Annotated in this window: 14 protein-coding genes; 4 read left to right on the top strand and 10 right to left on the bottom strand. The window is 55.7% G+C overall.

Annotated elements, in window-relative coordinates; all coding sequences use genetic code 11:
• Positions 1 to 30 precede the first annotated feature (30 nt).
• From CIK87_RS03500 to CIK87_RS03480, 5 genes are read right to left on the bottom strand one after another with little or no spacing between them, the layout of a single operon-like run.
• A complete protein-coding gene (locus CIK87_RS03500; RefSeq protein WP_254046502.1) occupies positions 31 to 2,628 on the bottom strand; it encodes a zinc-dependent metalloprotease in 2,598 nt (865 codons plus the stop codon).
• A 28-nt stretch (positions 2,629 to 2,656) separates the two neighbouring features.
• Positions 2,657 to 4,204 (bottom strand): PKD-like family lipoprotein, encoded by a 1,548-nt coding sequence (locus tag CIK87_RS03495; RefSeq protein ID WP_094385510.1) that lies wholly within the window; start codon positions 4,202 to 4,204, stop codon positions 2,657 to 2,659.
• 7 nt (positions 4,205 to 4,211) lie between these two features.
• On the bottom strand, positions 4,212 to 5,018 hold the full coding sequence (locus CIK87_RS03490) for a DUF4843 domain-containing protein (protein ID WP_094385508.1): 807 nt from the start codon (positions 5,016 to 5,018) through the stop codon (positions 4,212 to 4,214).
• An 8-nt stretch (positions 5,019 to 5,026) separates the two neighbouring features.
• Positions 5,027 to 6,481, bottom strand: a complete 1,455-nt coding sequence (locus CIK87_RS03485) for a RagB/SusD family nutrient uptake outer membrane protein (RefSeq protein ID WP_094385506.1) — start codon at positions 6,479 to 6,481, stop codon at positions 5,027 to 5,029.
• 22 nt (positions 6,482 to 6,503) lie between these two features.
• A complete protein-coding gene (locus tag CIK87_RS03480; protein ID WP_254046140.1) occupies positions 6,504 to 9,473 on the bottom strand; it encodes a SusC/RagA family TonB-linked outer membrane protein in 2,970 nt (989 codons plus the stop codon).
• Between the two features lie 71 nt (positions 9,474 to 9,544).
• Between CIK87_RS03480 and CIK87_RS03475 the strand changes: the two genes are divergently transcribed.
• From CIK87_RS03475 to xylE, 3 genes are all read left to right on the top strand, one after another.
• Positions 9,545 to 9,754, top strand: a complete 210-nt coding sequence (locus tag CIK87_RS03475) for a hypothetical protein (protein WP_094385502.1) — start codon at positions 9,545 to 9,547, stop codon at positions 9,752 to 9,754.
• Between the two features lie 27 nt (positions 9,755 to 9,781).
• Complete coding sequence (locus CIK87_RS03470; RefSeq protein WP_094385500.1) at positions 9,782 to 11,203, top strand: Ig-like domain-containing protein; 1,422 nt, start codon at positions 9,782 to 9,784, stop codon at positions 11,201 to 11,203.
• 445 nt (positions 11,204 to 11,648) lie between these two features.
• Positions 11,649 to 13,103, top strand: a complete 1,455-nt coding sequence (gene xylE / locus CIK87_RS03465) for a D-xylose transporter XylE (protein WP_022310513.1) — start codon at positions 11,649 to 11,651, stop codon at positions 13,101 to 13,103.
• Positions 13,104 to 13,193: 90 nt separating this feature from the next.
• Here xylE and CIK87_RS03460 read toward each other — a convergent pair whose 3' ends face one another.
• The 5 genes from CIK87_RS03460 to CIK87_RS03440 form a co-directional block, all read right to left on the bottom strand.
• Positions 13,194 to 14,765 (bottom strand): S41 family peptidase, encoded by a 1,572-nt coding sequence (locus CIK87_RS03460; protein ID WP_094385497.1) that lies wholly within the window; start codon positions 14,763 to 14,765, stop codon positions 13,194 to 13,196.
• Positions 14,766 to 14,790: 25 nt separating this feature from the next.
• Positions 14,791 to 16,770, bottom strand: coding sequence for a DNA topoisomerase IV subunit B (locus CIK87_RS03455; protein ID WP_094385495.1), 1,980 nt, complete (start codon positions 16,768 to 16,770; stop codon positions 14,791 to 14,793).
• A complete protein-coding gene (locus CIK87_RS03450; protein ID WP_094385493.1) occupies positions 16,770 to 17,918 on the bottom strand; it encodes an N-acetyltransferase in 1,149 nt (382 codons plus the stop codon). The genes CIK87_RS03455 and CIK87_RS03450 overlap by 1 nt, the downstream gene beginning before the upstream one ends.
• 67 nt (positions 17,919 to 17,985) lie before the next feature.
• The gene (locus CIK87_RS03445) at positions 17,986 to 19,176 is read right to left on the bottom strand and encodes a class I SAM-dependent methyltransferase (protein WP_094385491.1); all 1,191 of its coding nucleotides are present in this window, start codon (positions 19,174 to 19,176) and stop codon (positions 17,986 to 17,988) included.
• A 23-nt stretch (positions 19,177 to 19,199) separates the two neighbouring features.
• Positions 19,200 to 20,363, bottom strand: a complete 1,164-nt coding sequence (locus CIK87_RS03440) for a sialidase family protein (RefSeq protein ID WP_144007677.1) — start codon at positions 20,361 to 20,363, stop codon at positions 19,200 to 19,202.
• Between the two features lie 211 nt (positions 20,364 to 20,574).
• Here CIK87_RS03440 and CIK87_RS03435 point away from each other — a divergent pair.
• Positions 20,575 to 21,095, top strand: a 521-nt coding sequence (locus tag CIK87_RS03435; protein ID WP_144008090.1) for a hypothetical protein, incomplete at its 3' end; no start/stop codon positions are given.

Raw genomic sequence — 21,095 nt, 5'->3', positions numbered from 1 at the left:
TTAATGATTTATATTGGGTTGTTAACTCATTTACTTCTTGAAGAGCTTGTTGAGCACCGTAACCTGGTACTCGTAGAAGGCGCGTGTACGTGCGTCGCCGCTACCCATTCTCGACTTGTAGAGATTGTGTATCTTCTTGAGGGCAGCGGTGATGAGAGGACGGCCCACGCCGGCAGAGAGCTTGGAGCCGCTCATGTTGTGGCGGGCATAGGATACCTCGTCGCTGCTGACGGCACAACCGGCGTTGCAGAAGCTGTGAGAGTCGGCTGTGGCCTGGGCCATAAACTCGCTGAGTGCAAGCTCGGGGTCCTTCTCGGCAAGGCCTCTGCCACCAAGGGGTGACTCCTTGGACATTGAGGGGTCGAGGTTTGAGAATTTGCTCAATGCCAGGACTACTGTAGTCTGCAAGTTCATGTCCTCCTGGGTAAGATTCTTGCCCTGGATGGAGTTGCGGAAGACGATACCATAAGCATCGTTGAGATAACCGTCAAGGGTATAGAGTCCCTTCTGGCCTGAACGCTCGCCCTCGTAGATGCCTCCCATCGCTCCGGGGCTGTATATCTTGGCTGCAATGGTCGACTGGAAGTTGTCAAACGAGTTGGAATCGATGCCCAACACACGCATAATTTCTTTGGGGAGCATGATGTCGCTGCAGTGGAGGGCCTGGTTTACGAGCCACTCCATCGCTGCCTTCTGCTTGGCCTTGGGAATGTATGCCTTGGCATACTCCTTGCTGCCGTCCTGAACCAGGTCGGTATATTCTACACCGCCGAGGTAGGGCATCACATGGGTGAGGTAGCGCATGTACTGGCTAAGACAAGCCTTGTACATCTCCTGGATTTCCTCGTAGTCGTCGTTCTTGACGCCGAGCCACTGGGGTATGTTGGCGATAATCTTCTTGAGGTTCTTGATACCATAGTCGTTGGCCTTCATGTGGTCGTCGCCGAGGTCTTCCATCTGGTCGGTGGGGTCGACGGTGAGGAACAGCTGCTGGGCACCGAACTTATACATGGGGTCGCCCTTCTTGGCCTCGATGATGGCGTTGAGATACTTGTACTCGTCTTCGGGAGTCTTGGTGTCCTTGAAGAGACGGTAGCCCCAGTTGATGGCGTGTATATCGTATACACCGATGATTGGAGGAACCATGCGCACACCGCGCTCGAGGTCGCCGGGCTGTGCCACGTAGTTGTTGCGGGCGTAGTCCATGATACTGGGCGTGGTGCCATACTTCTGGGTGAACGAGGGGCTGCGCAGTGAGTCGACGGGGAAGGCGTAGCTGGCGCCCATGTTGTGCATCAGACCCAGGGTGTGGCCCACCTCGTGAGAGGTGACATAGCGCAGCGACTCAGACATCACGTCGTCGTCGAAGGTAGACTTGCGCACGCGGGCATCGACGGCTGCGGTCTGGGCAAAGCGCCACTCATGAACGAGGGCGATGACATTGTGATACCACATCACCTCGCCCACCAGGATTTCTCCGGTGCGGGGGTCTACGTAGCTTGGTCCGGCGGCGTTGGCAGTACCGGTGGCCATGTAGCGGATACAGTTATAGCGGATATCGTCGGGGTCGAAGTTGGGGTCGTCGGTGGGGTAGTCTTTGGCGACCATCACGTTCTTGAAGCCGGCAGCCTCGAAGGCCAGGTTCCAGTCTTCGATACCAGCCTTGATGGCTCCCCTCCACTTCTCGGGGAAGGCAGAGTCTACATAGTACACTATCTGCTTCTTGGGCTCAACCAGCTCGCCGTTGTAGTACTTCTCCAGGTCCTCGTCCTTGGGCTCCACGCGCCAGCGGTGGATGAACTCCTTGGGGTCGATGTAGTCCTTGTTGGACGAATAGGTGTAGAACTTGGTGCTGAAGTATCCCACGCGGCTGTCCTGATAGCGCATCTTCATGGGATCCTTGGGCAGAGCCACGATAGAGCGGCGCATCTGCACGGTGTAGGCTCCCGACTCGGCGTTGTAGTTCAGTCGGCTGGTAATCTCAAGGTTCTTTTCAAAGCTCTTTACTCCCATCAGCTTGGAGGCAGATGCGTCGAACGAGGCCGACTTGGTAGAGCGTGTGTTGACACTCTGGCGGATGGGGGTGATGCACTTCTCGTTGGATACAAAGAACGATGTCATGTCGATGAGCAGTGTATCCTTGCGCGAAGCCTTTATCTTGAAGGTCTTCATAATGGGGTGTACGAAGTTGCGGTTGAATGCCTTCTCAATGGGGTCTCCGGGCACTACGCGCTCGTAGTTCTGGTAAGAGTGCATGTATACGTTGGCCGTGTCGGCAGAGAGCGAGAACATGAAGGGAGTCCCCACCATTTCGCCGGCATTGAAGTTGGCGTTCTCGCTGGTGCTTACCATGCGGTTGGCCATCAGGTAGAGCACATCGAGGTTGCTCTTGGTAACCTGCAGCAGCAGCTCGCCCTTCTTGTTGACATAGGCTGTGAACATACCGTGGTAGGCGGTAGCGCCGTTGATGGCCTTGTCAAACTTGTCGGTCTTCTTGGCAGATGACGAGGCTTCGGTAGCTGCTTTCTTCTTCTTTTTCTTGAAAATGCTCATTTCTACATTGGCAGCAGCGTCGGCAGTAATCGCAAGAGCCATCGTGGCTAACAATAATGATTTGATCTTCATCATAATTTAGTTGATTATAGTATAGTTTATATTAAAAATTCTTGTAACTGATATTGACTATCTCGGGGAAGCCCTTCCACACGTGCTTCTGGCTGACCTTAATCTTGTCGGCGGTATCGGTGACGGCAAACTTGTAGAACTTGCCGCCGCGCTGGTTGCTGGCGCCGTCGCTATAGGTGGCCACATAGAAGCAGTCGTTCTGCTTTTCATCGGTCACGATATCGTTGAAGATGGCGGTAGCCGTGCCGTCGAACGTGCAGAGCAGCACGGGGTCCTTGCCGTTGCGGAAGTTGTAGCCGTAGAGGTGGTTGCCCTCGGCGTAGATGAGGTAGCCCTGCTTGGTGGTGAGGCTGAAGAGGCGTGCCTGGTAGAAGCCGGGAGCCGTGAGGGGTATCTCGTAGCGCTTGCCCTTGGTGGCCACACCGCTCTGGCGGGTGATGGTGTAGGTGTAGATATAACGCTTGCCGCCGATGGGGTCGTAGAGGATGGTGGCGGTCTGTCCGCCGCTGTAGAGCGAGTTGACATTGGCCACAAAGGTGAGTCCGCCAGTGGTGAAGTCCTTCTTGGTGTCCCAGCTGAAGGGCTCGTCGGTGTCAGAGTCGGCGAGGTTGTTCATCGAGGTACCCATGGCGCGGAGGTTGCAGAACACGCGGTCGCGCGAGTTGTACACGACATACTGCTCGATGGCAGCCGCCGAGTTGTCCTCACCCGTGTGGTTGCAGGCGATGCCTGGCGCGGGGGTGAAGTAGTCGTAGCCGTTGCTCTGGAGATAGTAGCTCACCGGCGTACCAAACTCTCCCTCGTTGAGGCTGTTCAGCGCGTAGGCATACTTGTCGGCAAGGAAGAGTGCAGGCTTGTTGCTAATCTTCTGGATGTCGTGCATCACGATGGAATGGCGGTAGCCCTTGATGTCGGGGTCAAAGATGGTCAGCTCCTGTGGGTTGTCCAGGTCTTCGCGACCATAGCGGTAGGTGCCGTTTTCGGTGCAGACATACACCTGGTTCTCATACGACTCGGGGCTGTTGTCTGTCCACACCATGATGGGCTGCTTGAGCGCCAGGCCCTTGTTGGCAAGGATGTCGGTGAGGTGCAGGGTGTCGCGGCTGATGGAGAGCATGTCTACCACCATGTTGCCAGACTGGTCCTTGCCGGTGAGTATCCAGCCGCGGGTATAGAGGTTGTTGACCTTGAGCGTAGCTTGACGGCTGTAGACGATGCCCGTGGCAAGGTCAGTAACCTTGAAGAACAGGTGGTAATCGTCGGCCTTGAGCTTGACCTTGTAGTCCAGATTGCGGTCGGTTCCCAACTGGGTACGCTGACCCACATGCTTGTTGGTACTCACAGCTACCCACTCGTAACTGTAGCCGCCAGCCGACTCCTGACCCTCACGGTAGCTCAGTTCGGGGCTGATTTTAAGGCCATCCACGTCGGAACGCAGCAGATAGACAGTGTCGCCGTCGAATCCTTTCTGTCCGATGGTGACATCGTTGATCTGGCTGTAGCTGTAGTTGCCCTTGTCGTCGAAACAGGCGCTAAGCATCACGCCAGCCAGGGCGAGCAAAAATATGTTTGTTCTCATCTCAGTCTTAGTATTTGATGCCTTCGCCGGCAGTCATCTTCACGCGCTTGCCGTTGGCGTCTCTATAATCTTCATAAATCGTATTTCCCTTGCTCTCCTGGTCCTTGAGGTACTGGTCAAACTTGATGGCGAGTGCCTTGGCCTTGGTAAACGACATGCTGTCCTCGGTGGCGAAGTCGAGCAGCGTCAGACCGAAGAGGCTGCATATCAGCTTGCATTTCTTCTCGGAATAGGTGCCGAAGAAGTAGGTGCGGAAACCTGGCAGCTGTACCCACTTGTTGCTGATGGTAATGGTGTGGTGCAGCACGTCGACTCCGGTCTTGTCAGAGCTGTTGGGGCGCAGCCATTGGGCCATCGGGGTCGCGAAGTCTTCGTTGGCGACGAGCTCGAGCTTCAACTGGCGCTCCTTGCCCTCAAGGTCGTCTCTCAGGTAGAAGTGTATGGGGATGAGCACATAGACCTCGCCAGCCTTGACGGTATAGCTGTTGTCCAGCGCGTCGTAGTCCCAGCCTTCCTTGGCCTGCTCGGCATCCTCGGGAGCCACCACCTGCACCGTCACCTTGCGGTCGTGGTCCACGGCGGGACCTATGACCTTGGCTCTCACCATGAGGGTGGTGTCGCTGATGGTGCTGTATACGGCAAAGGGTATCTGGGTCTCTGCGGTGTAGTCCTGCTTGCTGTCGTCGAGTCCTCCCTTGGTGGCCGACATGGCAAAATAGATGCCGCTCTCGCCCGAATAGGTCTCTATCTCCTCAGTACATGCGGCGAGCATCCATCCCGCCAGGCATGTGAGTAATATATGGATATGTTTCATCTTGTTTCTTATTTGCGTAGTTGCTGTTCACTGTCGGGGAGGTCGAAGACATAGGTGCTGTTGGTTATCTGCATGTCTTGGAGGTTGGGGTTGTAGAGTCGGGGGATAGAGGTGATGCCCTTGCGCTTGTAGTACCAGAAGAGCTGACCCTCGCCGATAAACTCGCGCACATACTCGTCCTCGATATATCCGTTGAGGCCGATGTTAGACTTGAGCTGGGGTATGTTGCGGGCCTTGCGGATGGGGTTCAGCGCCTTGTAGTCCTTCGTACATTCGGCCTTGATGAGATACATCTCAGACATACGAATCATGGGCAGCAGCCGGGCAAACTCAAAGCCGTTGTCGGTCACGTCGCCGTACTTCACGAAGAACTGGCCCACATTGCCCTCGGTGTCGCGCTGGGTCTGCCACTGACACTTGCGCAGGTCGCCGTCGTCCTCGTAGAGCTGGCTTATGCCGTAGTCACTCATCTTGAGCACGTTTTTGGCTTCGAGCTTGTAGGAGAATATCTTGTCAAAGATATCGGTGGTGCGCTTAGAGTGGTAGTTGCCGAAGAGTATCTCCGACGAGAAGATGCGGTCCTCGGCACTGGTGTTGGCAGAGCCCGATGTGGCCTGGCCGTTCACCTGCTCACGGGTGGCAAAGGGGAAGAAGCGCGAGGCTCTGTCTATCACGTCGTTGGCATATTTCACCGCATTGCCGGTGTCGCCGGCATAGAGGTAGACTCTCGCGGTGAGAGCCAGGACGGCGAAATAGTTCATGCGCTCGTTGCGGAATCTGTAGAAGTTGTTGCCCGAGGCATCCTCGGTGGCGAGCTTGCCCTCGGTGATGACGGGGTCATAGTCTGCCAGCAGCTCTTCGGCTGCCTTGAGGTCGGTGGTGATGTTGAAGATCACGTCCGAGGCTGGTAGGAGCGGCTTGACCTTACGCTCGGTGTCGTTGACATAAGGGATGCACTCCTTGCCGGGCTCATACTTGTAGATGGGACCGAAGATGCGCAGCAGGTCGAAGTGGAGCATGGCACGCAGCGCCAGCGCCTCGCCCTTGATGATGTGGTAGCCCTTGTCAGAGAGCACGTTGCGGTTTTTCTCACAGTGCTCCAGCAGCGTATTGATGTTGCCAATCAGCGCGTAGCCCTTGGCCCAGGTGTCGCTTACGGCGTCCTTCATCTTCTGGTGGTCATAGTTGGCCAGGAGCACATAGGCGTGGGTGTTGAGGGGCTTCGAGGTGTCGTAGTATTGGGCCAGCACGTCAAAGGTGGTAGTGGTGAGTGTCTGCCCGTAAAGGCTGCTGTTCAGCAGGTCGATGTAGATACCGTTGAGGGCGGTGCGGAAACCGTTCTCGTTTGAATAGAGTGCATCTTCCATGATGCGGTCTTCTGAGTCGACCTTCAACCACTCCTCGCAGGATGTGCAGCAGAGCAGTGGGATAATCAGCAGGAGTGCCAGTTTATATTTGTTCATATTTTTAGCTTTTTTCTTATCGTTAGAATCTGATATCAAATGACAGTGATACGCTTCTGGAGAACGGATATTCGGTTCCGCGTTCCTCCTTGAACGAGGCGAGACGGAAGATGTCGTTCATGTAGACTCTTACCGAAGCTCCCTTGGCTCCGAGGGCACGTATCCACTTGGCGGCGGTCTCATAGCCCACGCTGAACGACTCGCCAGTGAGCACGTTTTCATCCATCACGAAGCGCGAAGACATTGGGGTCGACTCAAAGTTGTTGATGGCTTTGAAGCGGGCAATGTCGCCAGGCTGCTTCCAGCGGTCGTACAGCGCGCGACGGTCCACGTTGTAGTACATCAGGTCTTCCGACAGGTTTTCCACCTTGTTATATAATGTAGAGGCAAAGACCTGGGCGCCGAGACGGTAGCGCAGGTTGGCGCTGGCAGAGAACTGCTTGTAGTAGAAGCTCACGCCCACCACGCCTTGCAGCTTGTCGGCGGTAGTACCCACTACCACCTCGTCGTTCTTGTCGTACTGGAAGGTGTAGGTGCCGTCCTTCTTGATGAATATCTCCTGACCGGTAGCGGGGTCGATGCCGGCAGAACGCACGGCCCAGATGTCGTCGGGGCTGCCGCCATCGTAGTAGCGGCGGTAGGAGTTGTTGTTGCTCGCAGCCTCGTTCATGGCCTGCAGCTTATTGCCGATGTTCTTGTACTGGGTCTCGCTGTGGTTGAAGCTCAGGTTGAAGTTGAGGCGCATGTCGTCGCGCTTGATGGCATTGACCATCACCGTACCCGAGAAGCCCTGCGAAATCTGGCCGCCGAAGTTGGTGTAGAGCGAGGTGAAGCCCAGCGATGGGGGCATGGTCACCGATACCAACAGAGGGTCGGTCACCTTGTGGTAGTAGTCGGCCGAGATGCGCAGACGGCTCTTGAAGAGCTCCAGGTCTATACCCCAGTTCTTGTCGATGGTCTTCTGCCATGCCAGATTGGTGTTGGCAAACTTCGACAGGATGGCGCTGGTGCCGAAGTGGTTGGTGTAGCCCGAGTTGTAGATGTATGTACCCGATGAGAGGTAGGCGTCAAAGTTCTGGTTGCCGGGGTTACCGATAGAGAAACGCAGTTTGACCAGGTCGGCCCATGGCAGATGGAACCACGATTCCTTGTTGATGTTCCAGCCCACACCCACAGCCCAGGTATTGGTGAATACCTTCTGGGCGCCGAAGACTGAGGAACCGTCCCAACGCAGGTTGGCGTCAAAGAGATAACGGTTCTTGTATGAGTAGTTGCCGTTGAAGTAGAAACTGGTCGAACGGCTTATCGTTTTGTTGTATGTCGGCTTGTCGCCTTCGGTAAATCCAGCCGAGAACTGTGGGTTCTGATGCAGGTCGCTGGTAAATCCATAGACCATATAGGCGTTGCGGTTCACGGTCTTTTCGCTGAAGTACCAGCCGCCCACCAGGTTCACGGTGTGGGCGTCGTTGAACACCTTGCCGAAGGTGATGGTGGTCTCGCCGTTGTAGGCGAAGTTGTCATCGTTTTCACTGCCGTAGCTGCCCTTGAGCGTGGCGCTCAGGAAGTCGGGGTGCTTGGGCGACTTGAAGGTCTCGTTCTTGGAGACCGACTTGCTCAGACCCAGTCGGCCACGCAGCTGGAAGGCGTTCCAGAACCGCCAGATGAGGCTGAAGTTGTTGCGCAGCGTCATCTCGTTGGTGTGGTTCTTGTTGACGATATTGTAGAGATACAGGGGGTTGTAGATGGTGTTGCCAGCCACGTCGGTCGACTCGAGCAGCGTGGGGATAGAGCCATCGTCGTTGTACTTCAGATAGTAGGGGTTGGCCTGTGCGAAGGTCGAAAACTCCACCGGCTCGTGGTCCGAGTTGGTGATGTCGATGTTGAAGTCATTGCTGAAGATGAGCGACTTGGTGCGGTAAGTCAGCTTGATGTTGCCGCTCACGGTCGAGCGGTCAGAGCCCTTCATCACACCGTCGTCATTGCTGTACGACAGACCGACGCCGTAGACCATTGAGTCGTCGCCGCCGTCGATATACATGTTGTGCGAGTGGTTGAGCACGGCGCGCAGAGGCTCAGACAGCCAGTAGGTGTTCACACCGCGTTTCACCTCTCTCAGACGACTGTAGTAGAGGGCGTCGAGAGCGTCCTGGCTGGTATAGGCGTCCTTGGCGGTATAGCGGCCAGCCAGGCGTTCATACTCCAGCTTCTCCGAGGCGTTCATCAGGTTGTAGTCGGTCAGATCGGGCATCTGCACGGCAAAGTTGCCTGAGTACGATACGCGCAACTTGCCCGACTCGGGTCTTACGGTCTCGACCACGATTACACCGTTGGCAGCCTTCGAACCGTAGATGGCCGACGAGGCGGCATCCTTCAGCACGGTCACGTTGGCGATGCGGTCCATCGGCAGTTTCATGATGTCCTGGATGGTCACTTCGACGCCGTCCATGATAAACAGGGGCTGGTTGCCGGTGTTGTCATAGTCAGACTCGAGCGAACCCACGATACTGGTCTTGCCGCGTATCTCCATATCGGGCATGCGGTTAGGGTCGGAACCCCAACTGCTGTTTTCGACCACGTTGAGCGAAGGCTCAAGGGTCTTAAGACTCTGTATCAGGTTTTTGGTGCCTATCTTCTTGAGTTCGTCCTTGGTGTAGGTGCTGGCCGAACCCGTAAAGCTCGATTTCTTTCTCACGTAGATACCCGTAACCACTACATCCTTGATTTCGTTGGCTTTCTCCACCATTGTTACGGTTATCGACTTTTGCCCGGTGTAGGCAATCTCCTGGCTTTCCATGCCCAGGAATGAGATGACGATGGTCTGTTTGCCGCTTGGGATATTCTTCAGTACGAAGTTGCCATACATGTCGGAAACACAGACGATGTTGGTGTGCCCTTTCACCTGGACTGTTGCACCAGGGATGGTTTCTCCAGAAACTTCTTTGACCACGCCGGTCAGGGTTCGTTCGTAGGGCTTGGAGGACTCGTTGTTCACTTGCGCTAAACATACACAAGGTAGTAGAAGAGCGAGCAGAAAAAAATATCTCATTTACAGTAGTTATAATTATGCATGCAAAAGTAGTAAAAAAAAACATATTTATCGTTCCTTTGATGAAAAACTTTCAGTTTGTACACGTTTTCTTGACTTTTATGTATCATCTGTTTTCTTTTGTGGCGGTTTTTGCGGTTCTGGGGGATGCTCGGGTTTATGAAAGTTTAACGCTTGGCGGCGCAATGATGGTCCAGAAATTTGGAAAGTATGCGGAAAGGGAGTAATTTTGCATCTCTACAACATAAACAATCATGAATACTAAGAATTTGGCTTACCGCATCATCGCTACGGCTGTCGTCTGCGTCGCTACTCTCAGCATCAACGCTGCCGAGGTGGTCTACCGCATCGTGGAATACAACAAGACCATCGGCGATTTCACCCTTGCTGCAAGCGGCAGCGTGCCCCACAACTCCTGGGCTTATTTCGAAAATGACTTTGGTGCCACTACAGGCAACCGCTACAACCAGATACCGCGCAACCGCAAGGCTTCGCTTGTGCTCCAAGGCTGGCAGGGATGCCGCATCAAGAACATCACGCTCAGCATGTGCTCCAACAACAAGGAGGGCGAGGCTGCGCTCGTCGTCGCCGACGGAGAGACCACGGTCTACACCGAGGCTGCCGCCGAGTTCGGCAGCGACAAGTGGTTCGGACGCTGGGTGAGCAAGGACCTGGGCGTCTATGTCGACGTGACGCGCCAGCTCGACCTCGCCGCCTTTACCTCCGACGAGGCAGTCATCACCGTCAAGGGTGGCACAGCCAAGGGCTCGGTCTATCTCGACGCCATTACCATCGAGTATGATGCTCCCGAGGGCGCAAGTCTTGAGTCTCCGCTGGGTTGGAGTTACGAGAAACTGGAAGCTAAAGGCACCCTCAACGAGGGCGACCAACTGATGATATTCCGCAATGGCTGCGCCGCTGCCGACATCGACGGCATGGAGAAGTCGCAGTATCTCGATGTGGTGGCGCTTGCCAATACCACCGATGTCAGCGATCCCGATGTGCTGCGCTTCAAGCTCGCCAAGGGCGAGACTGCCGGCTGCTGGACGCTCACCGACCAGTTCGGACGCCGCCTGGGTGCCACCGCCAAGGGCAAGTTGGCTTGGAACGCCGGCGACACCCAGTGGAAGATAGAACTGGGCTATGGAGGCGCCACCATCACCAGCGCCACAGCAGCCTATGGCACCCTCAGGTTCAATGAGCCTGAGAGCAGCTACGCCCGATTTGGACTCTACACCTCCAAGACGCTCCTGCTGCCGTTCCTCTATCGCAGGACCACTCAGCAGCAGCCCGTCGCCATCTCGTCGATAGACTTTGGCGCGAGCGAGCAGTCGGCGAGCATCGACCAGAGCGTTCTGGTGCTCCGCCCCGAGCTCAAGCCTTCCAAGGTGACCGACCGCCGCCTCGTATGGACCACCGACAATGCCGATGTGGCTACGGTCAACGGCGGACTGGTCATGCTCAACGGCGTGGGCGAGGCCACCATCACCGCCACCTCGCATGATGGCGGCGCCAAGGCCTCGATACTCATCAAGGTCACCGCCTCGACGGGCATCTCTCCCCCCGCCCCCCCCGCCACTGCCTCCCCCGCCGCGCGCAAGGTCATCGAGGGCAACCGCGTGGTTATCATCAAGGGCGACCACCGCTATAGTCTCGACGGTCGGCTGCAGAGATAGCATCACCACCGCTATAGTCTCAACGGTCGGCAGCAGAGATCGCATTACCTTCACCATATTCACCCCACGGCAAGGGCTGGGCACCACATCGGCGTCCAGCCCTTGCTGCGTCTGTAGCCCACATTTCTCTCTCCCTTTGGGCTGAATGTGCTCCGCCATCACCGATTATATCTTCGCAGAGTTTGATTTCATCTTCGCAGAGTTTGATTTCATCTTTTCAGAGTTGGAAATAATCATTGCACAACTTGATTTCACCTTTTCAGGGCATGAGTTTATCTTTACCGTCATCGCGCCGCTCTTTGGCGTGGGCGTGTATTAGACGCTGGCAATTATGACATTACCACTAAAAAATAGCCCGACTTATTTTGCCATCATCCGAAGAATGATTATCTTTGCAACCAATAAAACCTAAATAAAAAATATAGTCAATTAAATCAACATTGTTATGGAAACAACCAATGGGGGTAGCCGTGGCTATCTCGTCAGCATCGTCATGGTGGCTGTGCTTGGCGGACTGCTTTTCGGCTACGACACCGCAGTTATCTCCGGAGCCGAGAAGGGGCTCCAGGCATTCTTTATGGGTGCTACCGATTTCACGTATACCGACTTCTGGCACGGGTTCACCAGCTCGAGCGCGCTCATAGGCTGCATCATCGGCTCTGCGCTTTCGGGTGTGCTTGCCACCGGCCTCGGCCGCAAGCGCACGCTTATCCTTGCCGGTATCATGTTCTTCATCTCAGCGTGGGGGTCCATGTGCCCGGAGAGCATGATACTCCCCGTGGGCAAGCCAGACCTTACGCTGCTGGTGGTGTTCAACATCTACCGCATCATCGGCGGTGTGGGCGTAGGATTGGCTTCGGCTGTGTGCCCCATGTATATCGGCGAGATAGCGCCGAGCCGCATCCGCGGCATGCTGGTGAGCTGGAATCAGTTTGCCATCATCTTCGGTCAGCTGGTGGTCTACTTCGTCAACTTCTTCATCCTCGGCGACCACATCGCGCCGCTCATCCAGAGCGTGGGAAGCGGCATGAACGAAATCGTCAATGGCACTGAGGCTGCCTGGGCCATCGAGACGGGCTGGCGCTATATGTTTGGCTCCGAGATGGTGCCCGCCGGACTCTTCGCCGTGCTCATCTGCTTGGTGCCCGAGACTCCGCGCTACCTCGTGATGGTGGGCAAGGATGACAAGGCCGAGCGCGTGCTGGCGCGCATCAACGGTGCCGACGAGGCGCGCCGCGTGCTGGCAGATATCAAGAACACGGTGACCCAGAAGACCGAGCGCATCTTCACCTATGGCGTCATGTGTATCGTGGTGGGTGTCATGCTGTCGGTATTCCAGCAGGCCATAGGCATCAATGCCGTGCTCTACTATGCGCCGCGCATCTATGAGGCGATGGGATTTGACAACCCGATGAAGCTCACCGTCTTCAACGGCGTGCTCAACCTTGGCTTCACCTGCGTGGCTATCTTCACGGTCGAGAAGTTGGGCCGCAAGCCGCTGCTCATCGCCGGCTCGCTCGGTATGGCGCTCGGCGCCATCGGCGTGGCGTTCACTTTCGGCGTGGCAGAGCTCAAGCTGCTCTGTATGATTAGCATCATGCTCTACTCGGTGTCCTTCATGTACTCCTGGGGCCCCATCTGTTGGGTGCTTATCGCCGAGGTGTTCCCCAACACCATCCGCGGTGCTGCCGTGGCCATAGCTGTGGCGTTCCAGTGGATCTTCAACTGGATAGTCTCGACCTCCTTTGTACCTATGGCCAACAGCATGGGATATATGTTCACCTACAGCCTCTACGGAGTCATCTGCATCCTCGCCGCCGTCTTCGTATGGCGACTGGTGCCTGAGACCAAGGGCAAGACCCTTGAGGATATGAGCCGCCTGTGGCGCAAGGAGAAGTAGGCGGTCATCTCTGACATTACAAACGACAAAGCGGCGGGAGAAACTGCACTGGTTTCTCCCGCCGCTTTCGACTTTATGGGGGTGGTGATACTACTTGAACAGCTTGAGCGCCTGCTTGACGGCGGGGCTGCTCTCGTTGACCACGTGGAAGTACTCGCTCATATCCCAGAGGTCACGGGCAATGAGCCCTTTGATTTGCAGGCCCAACGTGCGACGCGTGGCGCGCAGCTCCTCGTCATCACGGGGCTTGATATCCTTCTTCCCAGCCTCTTCCTCTATCTGCTCAAAGAGCTCTTGGGGCACTTCAAAGCGGGCGTTGAAGTCGGCAAAGGTGGGGTAACGCTCGCCCAACTCGCGGCGATGACTGTCGAGCCAGGAGACCATAGCCGGAACCACCACGCCGGCTGCCGTAATCTTGCGGTGCAGCTGGCTGTACTGCGTAGTGTCAAGGGGAATGAAGTAGTCGGGCATGATACCGCCGCCGCCATAGACCGTGCGATGCTGGCGCAGCGTCTGGTACTTCAGCGAGTCAGCAAAGTGGATGCTGTCGGCGCTGTAGAACTCGCCGTGCTTGTAGCGGGTGTCGATATCCTTGTTGTAGTCTACCGCGTTGCCCTTGGTGTAAGGCTTCTGGATGCAGCGGCCCGACGGGGTGTAGTAGTGGGCGATGGTAAGACGCATCATCGAACCGTCGGGGAACTCGATGGGGCGCTGGACGAGACCCTTACCAAAGGTGCGACGTCCCACGATGACTCCGCGGTCCTGGTCTTGCAGCGCACCGCTGACGATTTCTGACGCCGAGGCAGAGAACTCGTTGACGAGGACCACTACCTTGATCTTGCGCAGCTTGCCGTTGCCGTCGGCATGATATTCGCGTCGCTTGTCATTGCGTCCTTCGGTATAGACGATGAGGTCGTTTTTGCCCAGAAACTCGTTGACTATCTGCGTGGCGCTCAGCATATAGCCGCCGCCGTTCTCCTGAAGGTCGAGGATAAGGTTCTTCATCCCCTCTTTGTTGAGCTTCTTCACCGCGTCCATGAACTCCTTGTAGGTATATGCCCCGAAACTGCCTATGCGTATATATCCCACCTGTGGACGTATCATATAGGCTGCGTCGATGGTGTTGAGGGGTATCTTGTCGCGCTTCACGTCGAAGTAGAGTACCTCTGCAATGCCTCTGCGCACCACTCCCAGCCGTACCATGGTGCCTCGCTTGCCGCGCAGCCGACGCATGATTTCGCTCTGGTCCATCTTGACGCCGGCTATGGCTGTATCGTTGACGCTGATGATGCGGTCGCCTGCCATGATACCCACCTTCTCTGACGGGCCTTTGACCACGGGCTTGATGACGAGCAGTGTGTCGGCAGAGATGTTGAACTGCACGCCTATGCCGTCAAACGAGCCGCCCAGCGATTCGTTGAAGGCGCGCGCCTGCTTGGCGGTAGAGTAGCTCGAGTGTGGGTCGAGATTCTCGATCATGCCGCGGATGGCGTCTTCTGCCAGTTTGTTGTCGTCGACCGTGTCCACGTAGAGTGCGCTGATGGCCAAGGCGGCCTTGCGCATCTTGTCGTAAGGATTGTATGTCCCCTTGGCAAACAGACTTTGCGCCATAAGGGTAGAGGTTATAGCCGACAGGATGGCTATAATCAACATTCGTTTCATAACTATATATAATATAAGGATGTGATTAATCGAGTGGTGCAGAGTCGGGCTCGGGAACGTCTTCTTCGATTACGAGGTTGTCGATAATGAAGTTCTGGCGCTCCATAGTGTTCTTTCCCATGTAGTATTCCAGCAGTTTCTTGACCTGGTCGTTCTTGTGGAGCGTCACCTGTTCAAGTCTGATGTCGGGGCCGATGAAGTGGGCCATCTCATCGGGGTCTATCTCGCCCAGTCCCTTAAATCGGGTAATCTCGGGCTCAGGCCCCAGCTCGGCGATGGCAGCCAGACGCTCTTCCTCGTTGTAGCAGAACCTCACCACATAGTCCTTGTTGCCCTTGCCGGCAGACTTTCCTTCGGCTTCGAGCACCTTCTTGTCCTTTATCTTGTTGCGTTTGTTACGTACTCTGAACAATGGCGTCTGCAGAACATAGACATGGCCCTTCTTGATGAGGTCGGGGAAGAACTGGAGGAAGAAGGTGATGATGAGCAGACGGATGTGCATACCGTCGACATCGGCATCGGTAGCCACGATGACCTTGTTGTAGCGCAAGTCATCAAGTCCCTCCTCGATGTTGAGCGCCGCCTGCAGCAGGTTGAACTCCTCGTTCTCATATACCACCTTCTTGGTGAGTCCGAATGAGTTGAGTGGCTTGCCGCGGAGTGAGAATACCGCTTGGGTGTTGACATCGCGGCACTTGGTGATACTGCCGCTGGCAGAGTCGCCTTCGGTGATGAAGATACTCGATTCCTCCTTGCGCTCGTCCTTGGCGTCAGAGTAGTGTATACGGCAATCGCGCAGCTTGCGGTTGTGCAGATTGGCTTTCTTCGCACGCTCTCGGGCGAGCTTGGTGATACCTGCCATCGACTTGCGCTCGCGTTCGCTCTCCTTGATTTTGTTCTCGATGATTTCGGCCACATCAGTGTGGATGTGCAGATAGTTGTCCACCTCTCTCTTGACGAAGTCGCCCACGCACTTGTTGATAGATTCGCCGTTGGGAGCCATCAGGGTGCTTCCCAACTTAATCTTTGTCTGACTCTCAAACACCGGTTCCTCCACGTTGATGGCGATGGCAGCCACCAGACCATTGCGGATGTCGGTGTATTCATAGTTCTTGTTGAAAAACTCTTTGATGGTGCGGGCAATATGTTCCTTGAACGCCGACTGGTGAGTACCTCCCTGCGTGGTATGTTGGCCATTGACAAACGAGTAGTACTCTTCGCCATACTGGTTGGTATGGGTAAAAGCGATTTCGAGGTCTTCGTTCTTGATGCGGATGATGGGGTAGAGGCCCTCGACGGTCATGTTGTCGGTCAGCAGGTCTTCCAGTCCGTTTCGACTGCGTATGCGTCGGCCGTTATACATGATGGTAAGCCCCGAACTCAAGTAGGTGTAGTTGCGGAGCATGGTCTCGACGATATCATCGTGGTACGAGTAGTTCTTGAAGAGGCTGTTGTCGGGCTCGAAGTAGATGTAAGTACCGTGTTCGTCCTGAGTCTCTTCGGTGGTGTCGCTCTTGAGGATGCCACGCTCAAAGACCAGACTGCGCACGAGTCCGTCGCGATAGGAGCGTACCTCGAATCGGCTGCTCAGTGCATTCACCGCCTTGGCACCTACACCGTTGAGGCCCACGCTCTTCTTGAAGGCTTTGGAGTCATACTTGCCGCCGGTGTTGAGCACGCTCACTGCCTCTACGAGTTTGCCTTGGGGGATGCCGCGGCCATAGTCGCGCACGCTCACACGCAGATTGTCCATGACATCGACCTCGATGCGGTCGCCCGCCTTCATCTTGAACTCGTCTATAGAGTTGTCTATGATTTCTTTGAGCAGTACATAGATGCCGTCTTCGGCCAGATTGCCGTCGCCCAGACGACCGATATACATACCGGGACGCGTGCGCACGTGCTCCATGTCAGAGAGATGGCGTATATTGTCGTCGGTATAGTCGACGGGGGCTTCGTTCTGTCCGTCCACGACGGGCAATGTCTCTTTTTCGTCTTCTTTCATCATTCTATTGTTTTGCGGTAACAGCGGCGGCGCTTATGGTTGGTAGGAGCCAATGGACCCCACTGGCTCTGCACACCCTCGTTAGACTCCATTTCTACCTGGCTCTCGCCCCACTTGAAGCCGTAGGCCTGGTAGCGGGGGATGAGGTCGGCAAAGAGCAGCGCGTTGGCTCCCTTGGTACGGTATTCGGGCAGAAATCCCATCAACAGCAGGTCCACGCCTTCGGTCTTGTGGAACTTTATAGCACGCAGTAGGTGGTACCAACCGAAGGGGAAGAGGCGGCCGCGACGGCATTTCTGCAGCGCGCGGGAAAGCGAGGGGATGGTTATGCCCATTCCGGCCATCTTGTTGTCGTTGTTGCCGTCCTCGATGACAGTGATGAGGCTCAGGTCAGCCAGTGGCAGATACATTTTTATGTATTGTTCTATCTGCCGGTCGGTAAGTTCGGAGAAGCCATAGAGGTCTTTGTAGGTCTCGTTGACCAGTTCAAAGAGCTTGCGGCCATATCCGCCCTTGAATATGTCCTTGCGGGTGAGCTTGCGCACGTGCAGATTGTAGCGTTTCTCAATCATCTGCGCTATCTTTGAGTATTTCTCTGGTATCTGGTCGGGCACTTCGAGGAAATACTCCACATAGTCGTTGTCCTTGCTCCATCCCTCGAGACGCTCCATGTGCTCGGGGTAGTAAGGGTAGTTGTAGATGGTGGGCATGGTACCCAGTTTGTCGAAACCCATGGTGAGCATACCCTCGGGGTCCATGTCGGTAAAGCCCAGCGGACCCACGATGCTCTTCATGCCTTTCTCGCGGCCATAGTCTTCGACAGCCTGGAGCAGCGCGCGCGTCACCTCGATGTCGTCGACGAAGTCTATCCATCCGAAGCGCACGTCCTGGCGGTCCCAGCGCTCGTTGGCACGGTGGTTGATGATGGCTGCCACGCGCCCCACCAGGCGTCCGTCGCGATAGGCGAGGTAGTATTCGGCCTCGCAGAAGTCGAAGGCGGCATTGCGTTCGCGGCTCAAAGTGTTGAATTCATCGCTGTAGAGGTTGGGCACGTCATAGGCGTTGCCGGCATATAAATCGTAATGGAAATCGATGAAAGTACGGAGGTCTTTCTTGTTTTCCACACGCTTGATTACTATATTTGACATATTATTATGGTGGATATCATTAATATGCAAAAATAGTAAATTAAACGGAGATTGCTGCAGAAAATTATCAGATTTTTTCGCAGACGAGCAAAATATGGCTGCCGTCGCGCTGGGTAGTGCCGAAGATATAGGTGGTCCCGCCGTCTTTCAGGCGCAGCCGTTGACGCAGTTGGACGGCGCTGAGCGGCATGTTGCGCACCGTGATGTTGGCGCGGTCTCTGCCGTCGAGGGCACGGCGCAGCTGTTTGCGGTTGAGGGTGGTTGTGGCGGTGATGCGGGAGCCCCGACCCGGAAAGCGGGCTATGGCTTCGCTGCCTATAAAGAGGTTGGAATTTGGGGCTATCATCCTCGTCTGGTACCGTTGGCATACTTGTGCCATCAGTCCCGACTTCATTACCGATGCGTTGGGTTCATAGAGATACATCCCCTCGCCAGCCGGGGTGTCGAGATAGCGCGGTTGCGAGTCGTCGGGGGTGAAGACGCACACTTGGCGGTCGTTCACGCAGTACACGGTGGGCACGCCCTTGCTCTCTGCCGAGCATACGAGCAGCAGTTCCTTGCACTCGCCGCCCACCGAGACGATGTGTACCTCGCTCACGCAGCCCAAGGCTCTCACCGCCTCGTGCCAGTCGAGCATGGGCGAGAGCTTCACCATCACCCATCTGCCTTTGGCACATAGGGAGGGGGCAAGCCCGAGCACATCGGGAGTGCAGTCGGCGATGGCGTAGGTGCGGCCGCCGGCGGCGTCGCGTCGGGCGGGGTCTATGTATATCAGCGTCTGTGGGGCGATGGCGTCGAGTGCCTGTTCTGCCTCGGTACACATCACCGTGGCTGTGCGCCCGAGCACTGAGAGATTGTGGCGCATCAGCGCACACAGCTCCTCGTTGCGCTCCACATAGGTGGCGCTTCTGAATGTGGTAGAGAGTGCCAGAAAGTCTATGCCGAAACCGCCTGTGAGGTCGGTCATCGACGCGCGGTCGCCCTCGGCGATGAGGCGGCGTGCCACGCGCAGTTTGTAGTGGGCTGCCGTTTGCGACGAGCATTGCTCCATTGACAGATGCACGGGATAACGTATGCCCTCGATGCGTGCCAGCAGCGGCAGTTTGGCTGCCGCCACCTGCCGCCCCCGTATCTGGTCGAGCGCCCAGGACATATCCACCTCGGGATGCTTGCTCCCCATGAGTGCCAGTTGCCTTACATCGTCGCCGGCATGGTCGCGCACAAACTGCAGTGTCTTTTCGTCCACTCTCTTGGTCATGTTATCTCTGTCAGGGGGATGGGTTATGGATGTCCGTCGCTCTTCTTGACCAGTCGTCTGAAGTTCTTGATGCGGTGGAAGGTCAGCATATTGGCGTCGTGACCGCTGTGAGCGAGTTCGCCGTCGGGACCTTCGTATGCGGTGCGCGATACGTAGATGATGTCATTGCCCTCGGTCATCCAGTCGATATACTGGAAGGCGTGGCGCTTCATGTCGGGATGGGCGAGCAGCGTGGCGTGGCGCGTCCATTCACGCAGGTCGGGCGAACTGATGAGTACCACGTAGTTGCGCACGTACAGACCGGTGGCGGAACCTTCTCCCTCGGGCGCGGCGTTGACCAGGCTCCAGTAGCGATGGGTGAGCGAGTCGTAGCGGATGGTAAACTTCTTGCAGCCGCCAGGCATATCCACCAGGTCTTTGTCGTCAAACGACAGCTCGCGGCAGTCGTCGCTTACCTTGATTATCGCTGCCTTCTCGGTCACTCCGTTGGGCGTGTTGGCTCTCATCACGTCTACCATATTGCCGTCAGGGGCTACCACGGCGTTGCCGTCCAGCCATCCGTAGACCTTCTCCTTGAGAAGGGGCATGGCGTGCAGGTTTACCGAGCGTGTCCAGTTGGCGGCTTCGAGCAGGTCGGCACCCACGGGCACCGATATCATCATGGCGCTATACCGCATGGGCCATGTAGTAGCGGGTGCTTTGGCATATTCTATGGCCTTCCATATCCTTCCTTGATGCACCACCACGGGAGTGGGGGCGCTGTGGTATTCGCCCTCGGCGAGCAGACCATGGTGGCTGTCGCTCGGAGTGGTCCACGACTTGCCGTCGGTAGAGCGGCGTACGACCAGGTTGCCATACTCACGGTCTGTACCGATGAGGTAGAGCGTGTCTGATATGCAGAATACTGACGACCAGAACTGCCCTTTGACCACCGACTGTCTTTCCCATGTCAGTCCGCGGTCTTCCGACTTGTATACCTCTGTATTATATTCCGTCTGGCCGTTGGCAAAGAGGTCGTGGGTGGCTATGTAGTCACCGTTGGACATGATGCAGATGGAGGGTGAGCCCACATACATGCCTTTGCTTGCAGGGTGATAGCAAATGGTTACTCCGGGTGCCGAAGCCCACATCCAGGAGAGGTGCAGCAGGCACCCTAAGAGAAGCACAGTTCTACGTATTGTCTTCATTAGGTTTATGTTTTGTATCCACAAAATTACGCAAACTATCGCGGAGAACAAAGAAATGTGGGTAGAAACTAAAATAGTTGACGGAATATTTGTCGATTACGTTGTCTTTTCATATATTTGCAGCTATAAAACCATACAGGGCATAAGCGTACTGCCTGCAACCTATATAAAAACGACTAAAGTCAGTCTAAATAATAAAACCAATGCAATTATGAAAAAATCATTACTCATTGCCGCTATGTTCGGCATGTCTGTTGCTGCAAGTGCCCAGCAGACCTTTACCCACATTACCATCAAGAGTGGGTTCAACCAGGACGTTATCTGTGAGGATAAAGACCGTATCACCGAGACTACCACCCAGTCCGATGCACCCGACCTGCAGGGCATCGACGGCTCAGGCTTCGCCTTCTTCACCACCAGCGTGCAGACCAATGGTGCCATGTGTGGCGACGACGGTTTGTTCAAGTCTTCACGCACCGGCGCCACCTTCAAGGTGATGCCCACCCAGCTCAATGCGCTTGTGCTCAAAGGCACCAAGAAGACCACTATCGCTGGCAACTCTGTCGTCATCCCCGGTAGCGTGGTTCAGGGCGAGCTCGTCTTTGAACCTGAGTTCGGGATAAGCGACAGTCGTTTTTCTTGCTATGCCAGATTTCCGACAGGTGCATATTACATTTGCCCTCCAAACAATATGGATGGCAAAATGCAGAATTGTAAAGTCCAAATGAAGTT

Origin of the sequence: Prevotella sp. P5-64 (genome assembly GCF_002251285.1) — a bacterium.
In the GTDB taxonomy this organism is placed as follows: domain Bacteria; phylum Bacteroidota; class Bacteroidia; order Bacteroidales; family Bacteroidaceae; genus Prevotella.
The sequence above is the reverse complement of the archived record's forward strand: the minus strand, read 5'-3'. Positions and strand labels throughout refer to the sequence as shown.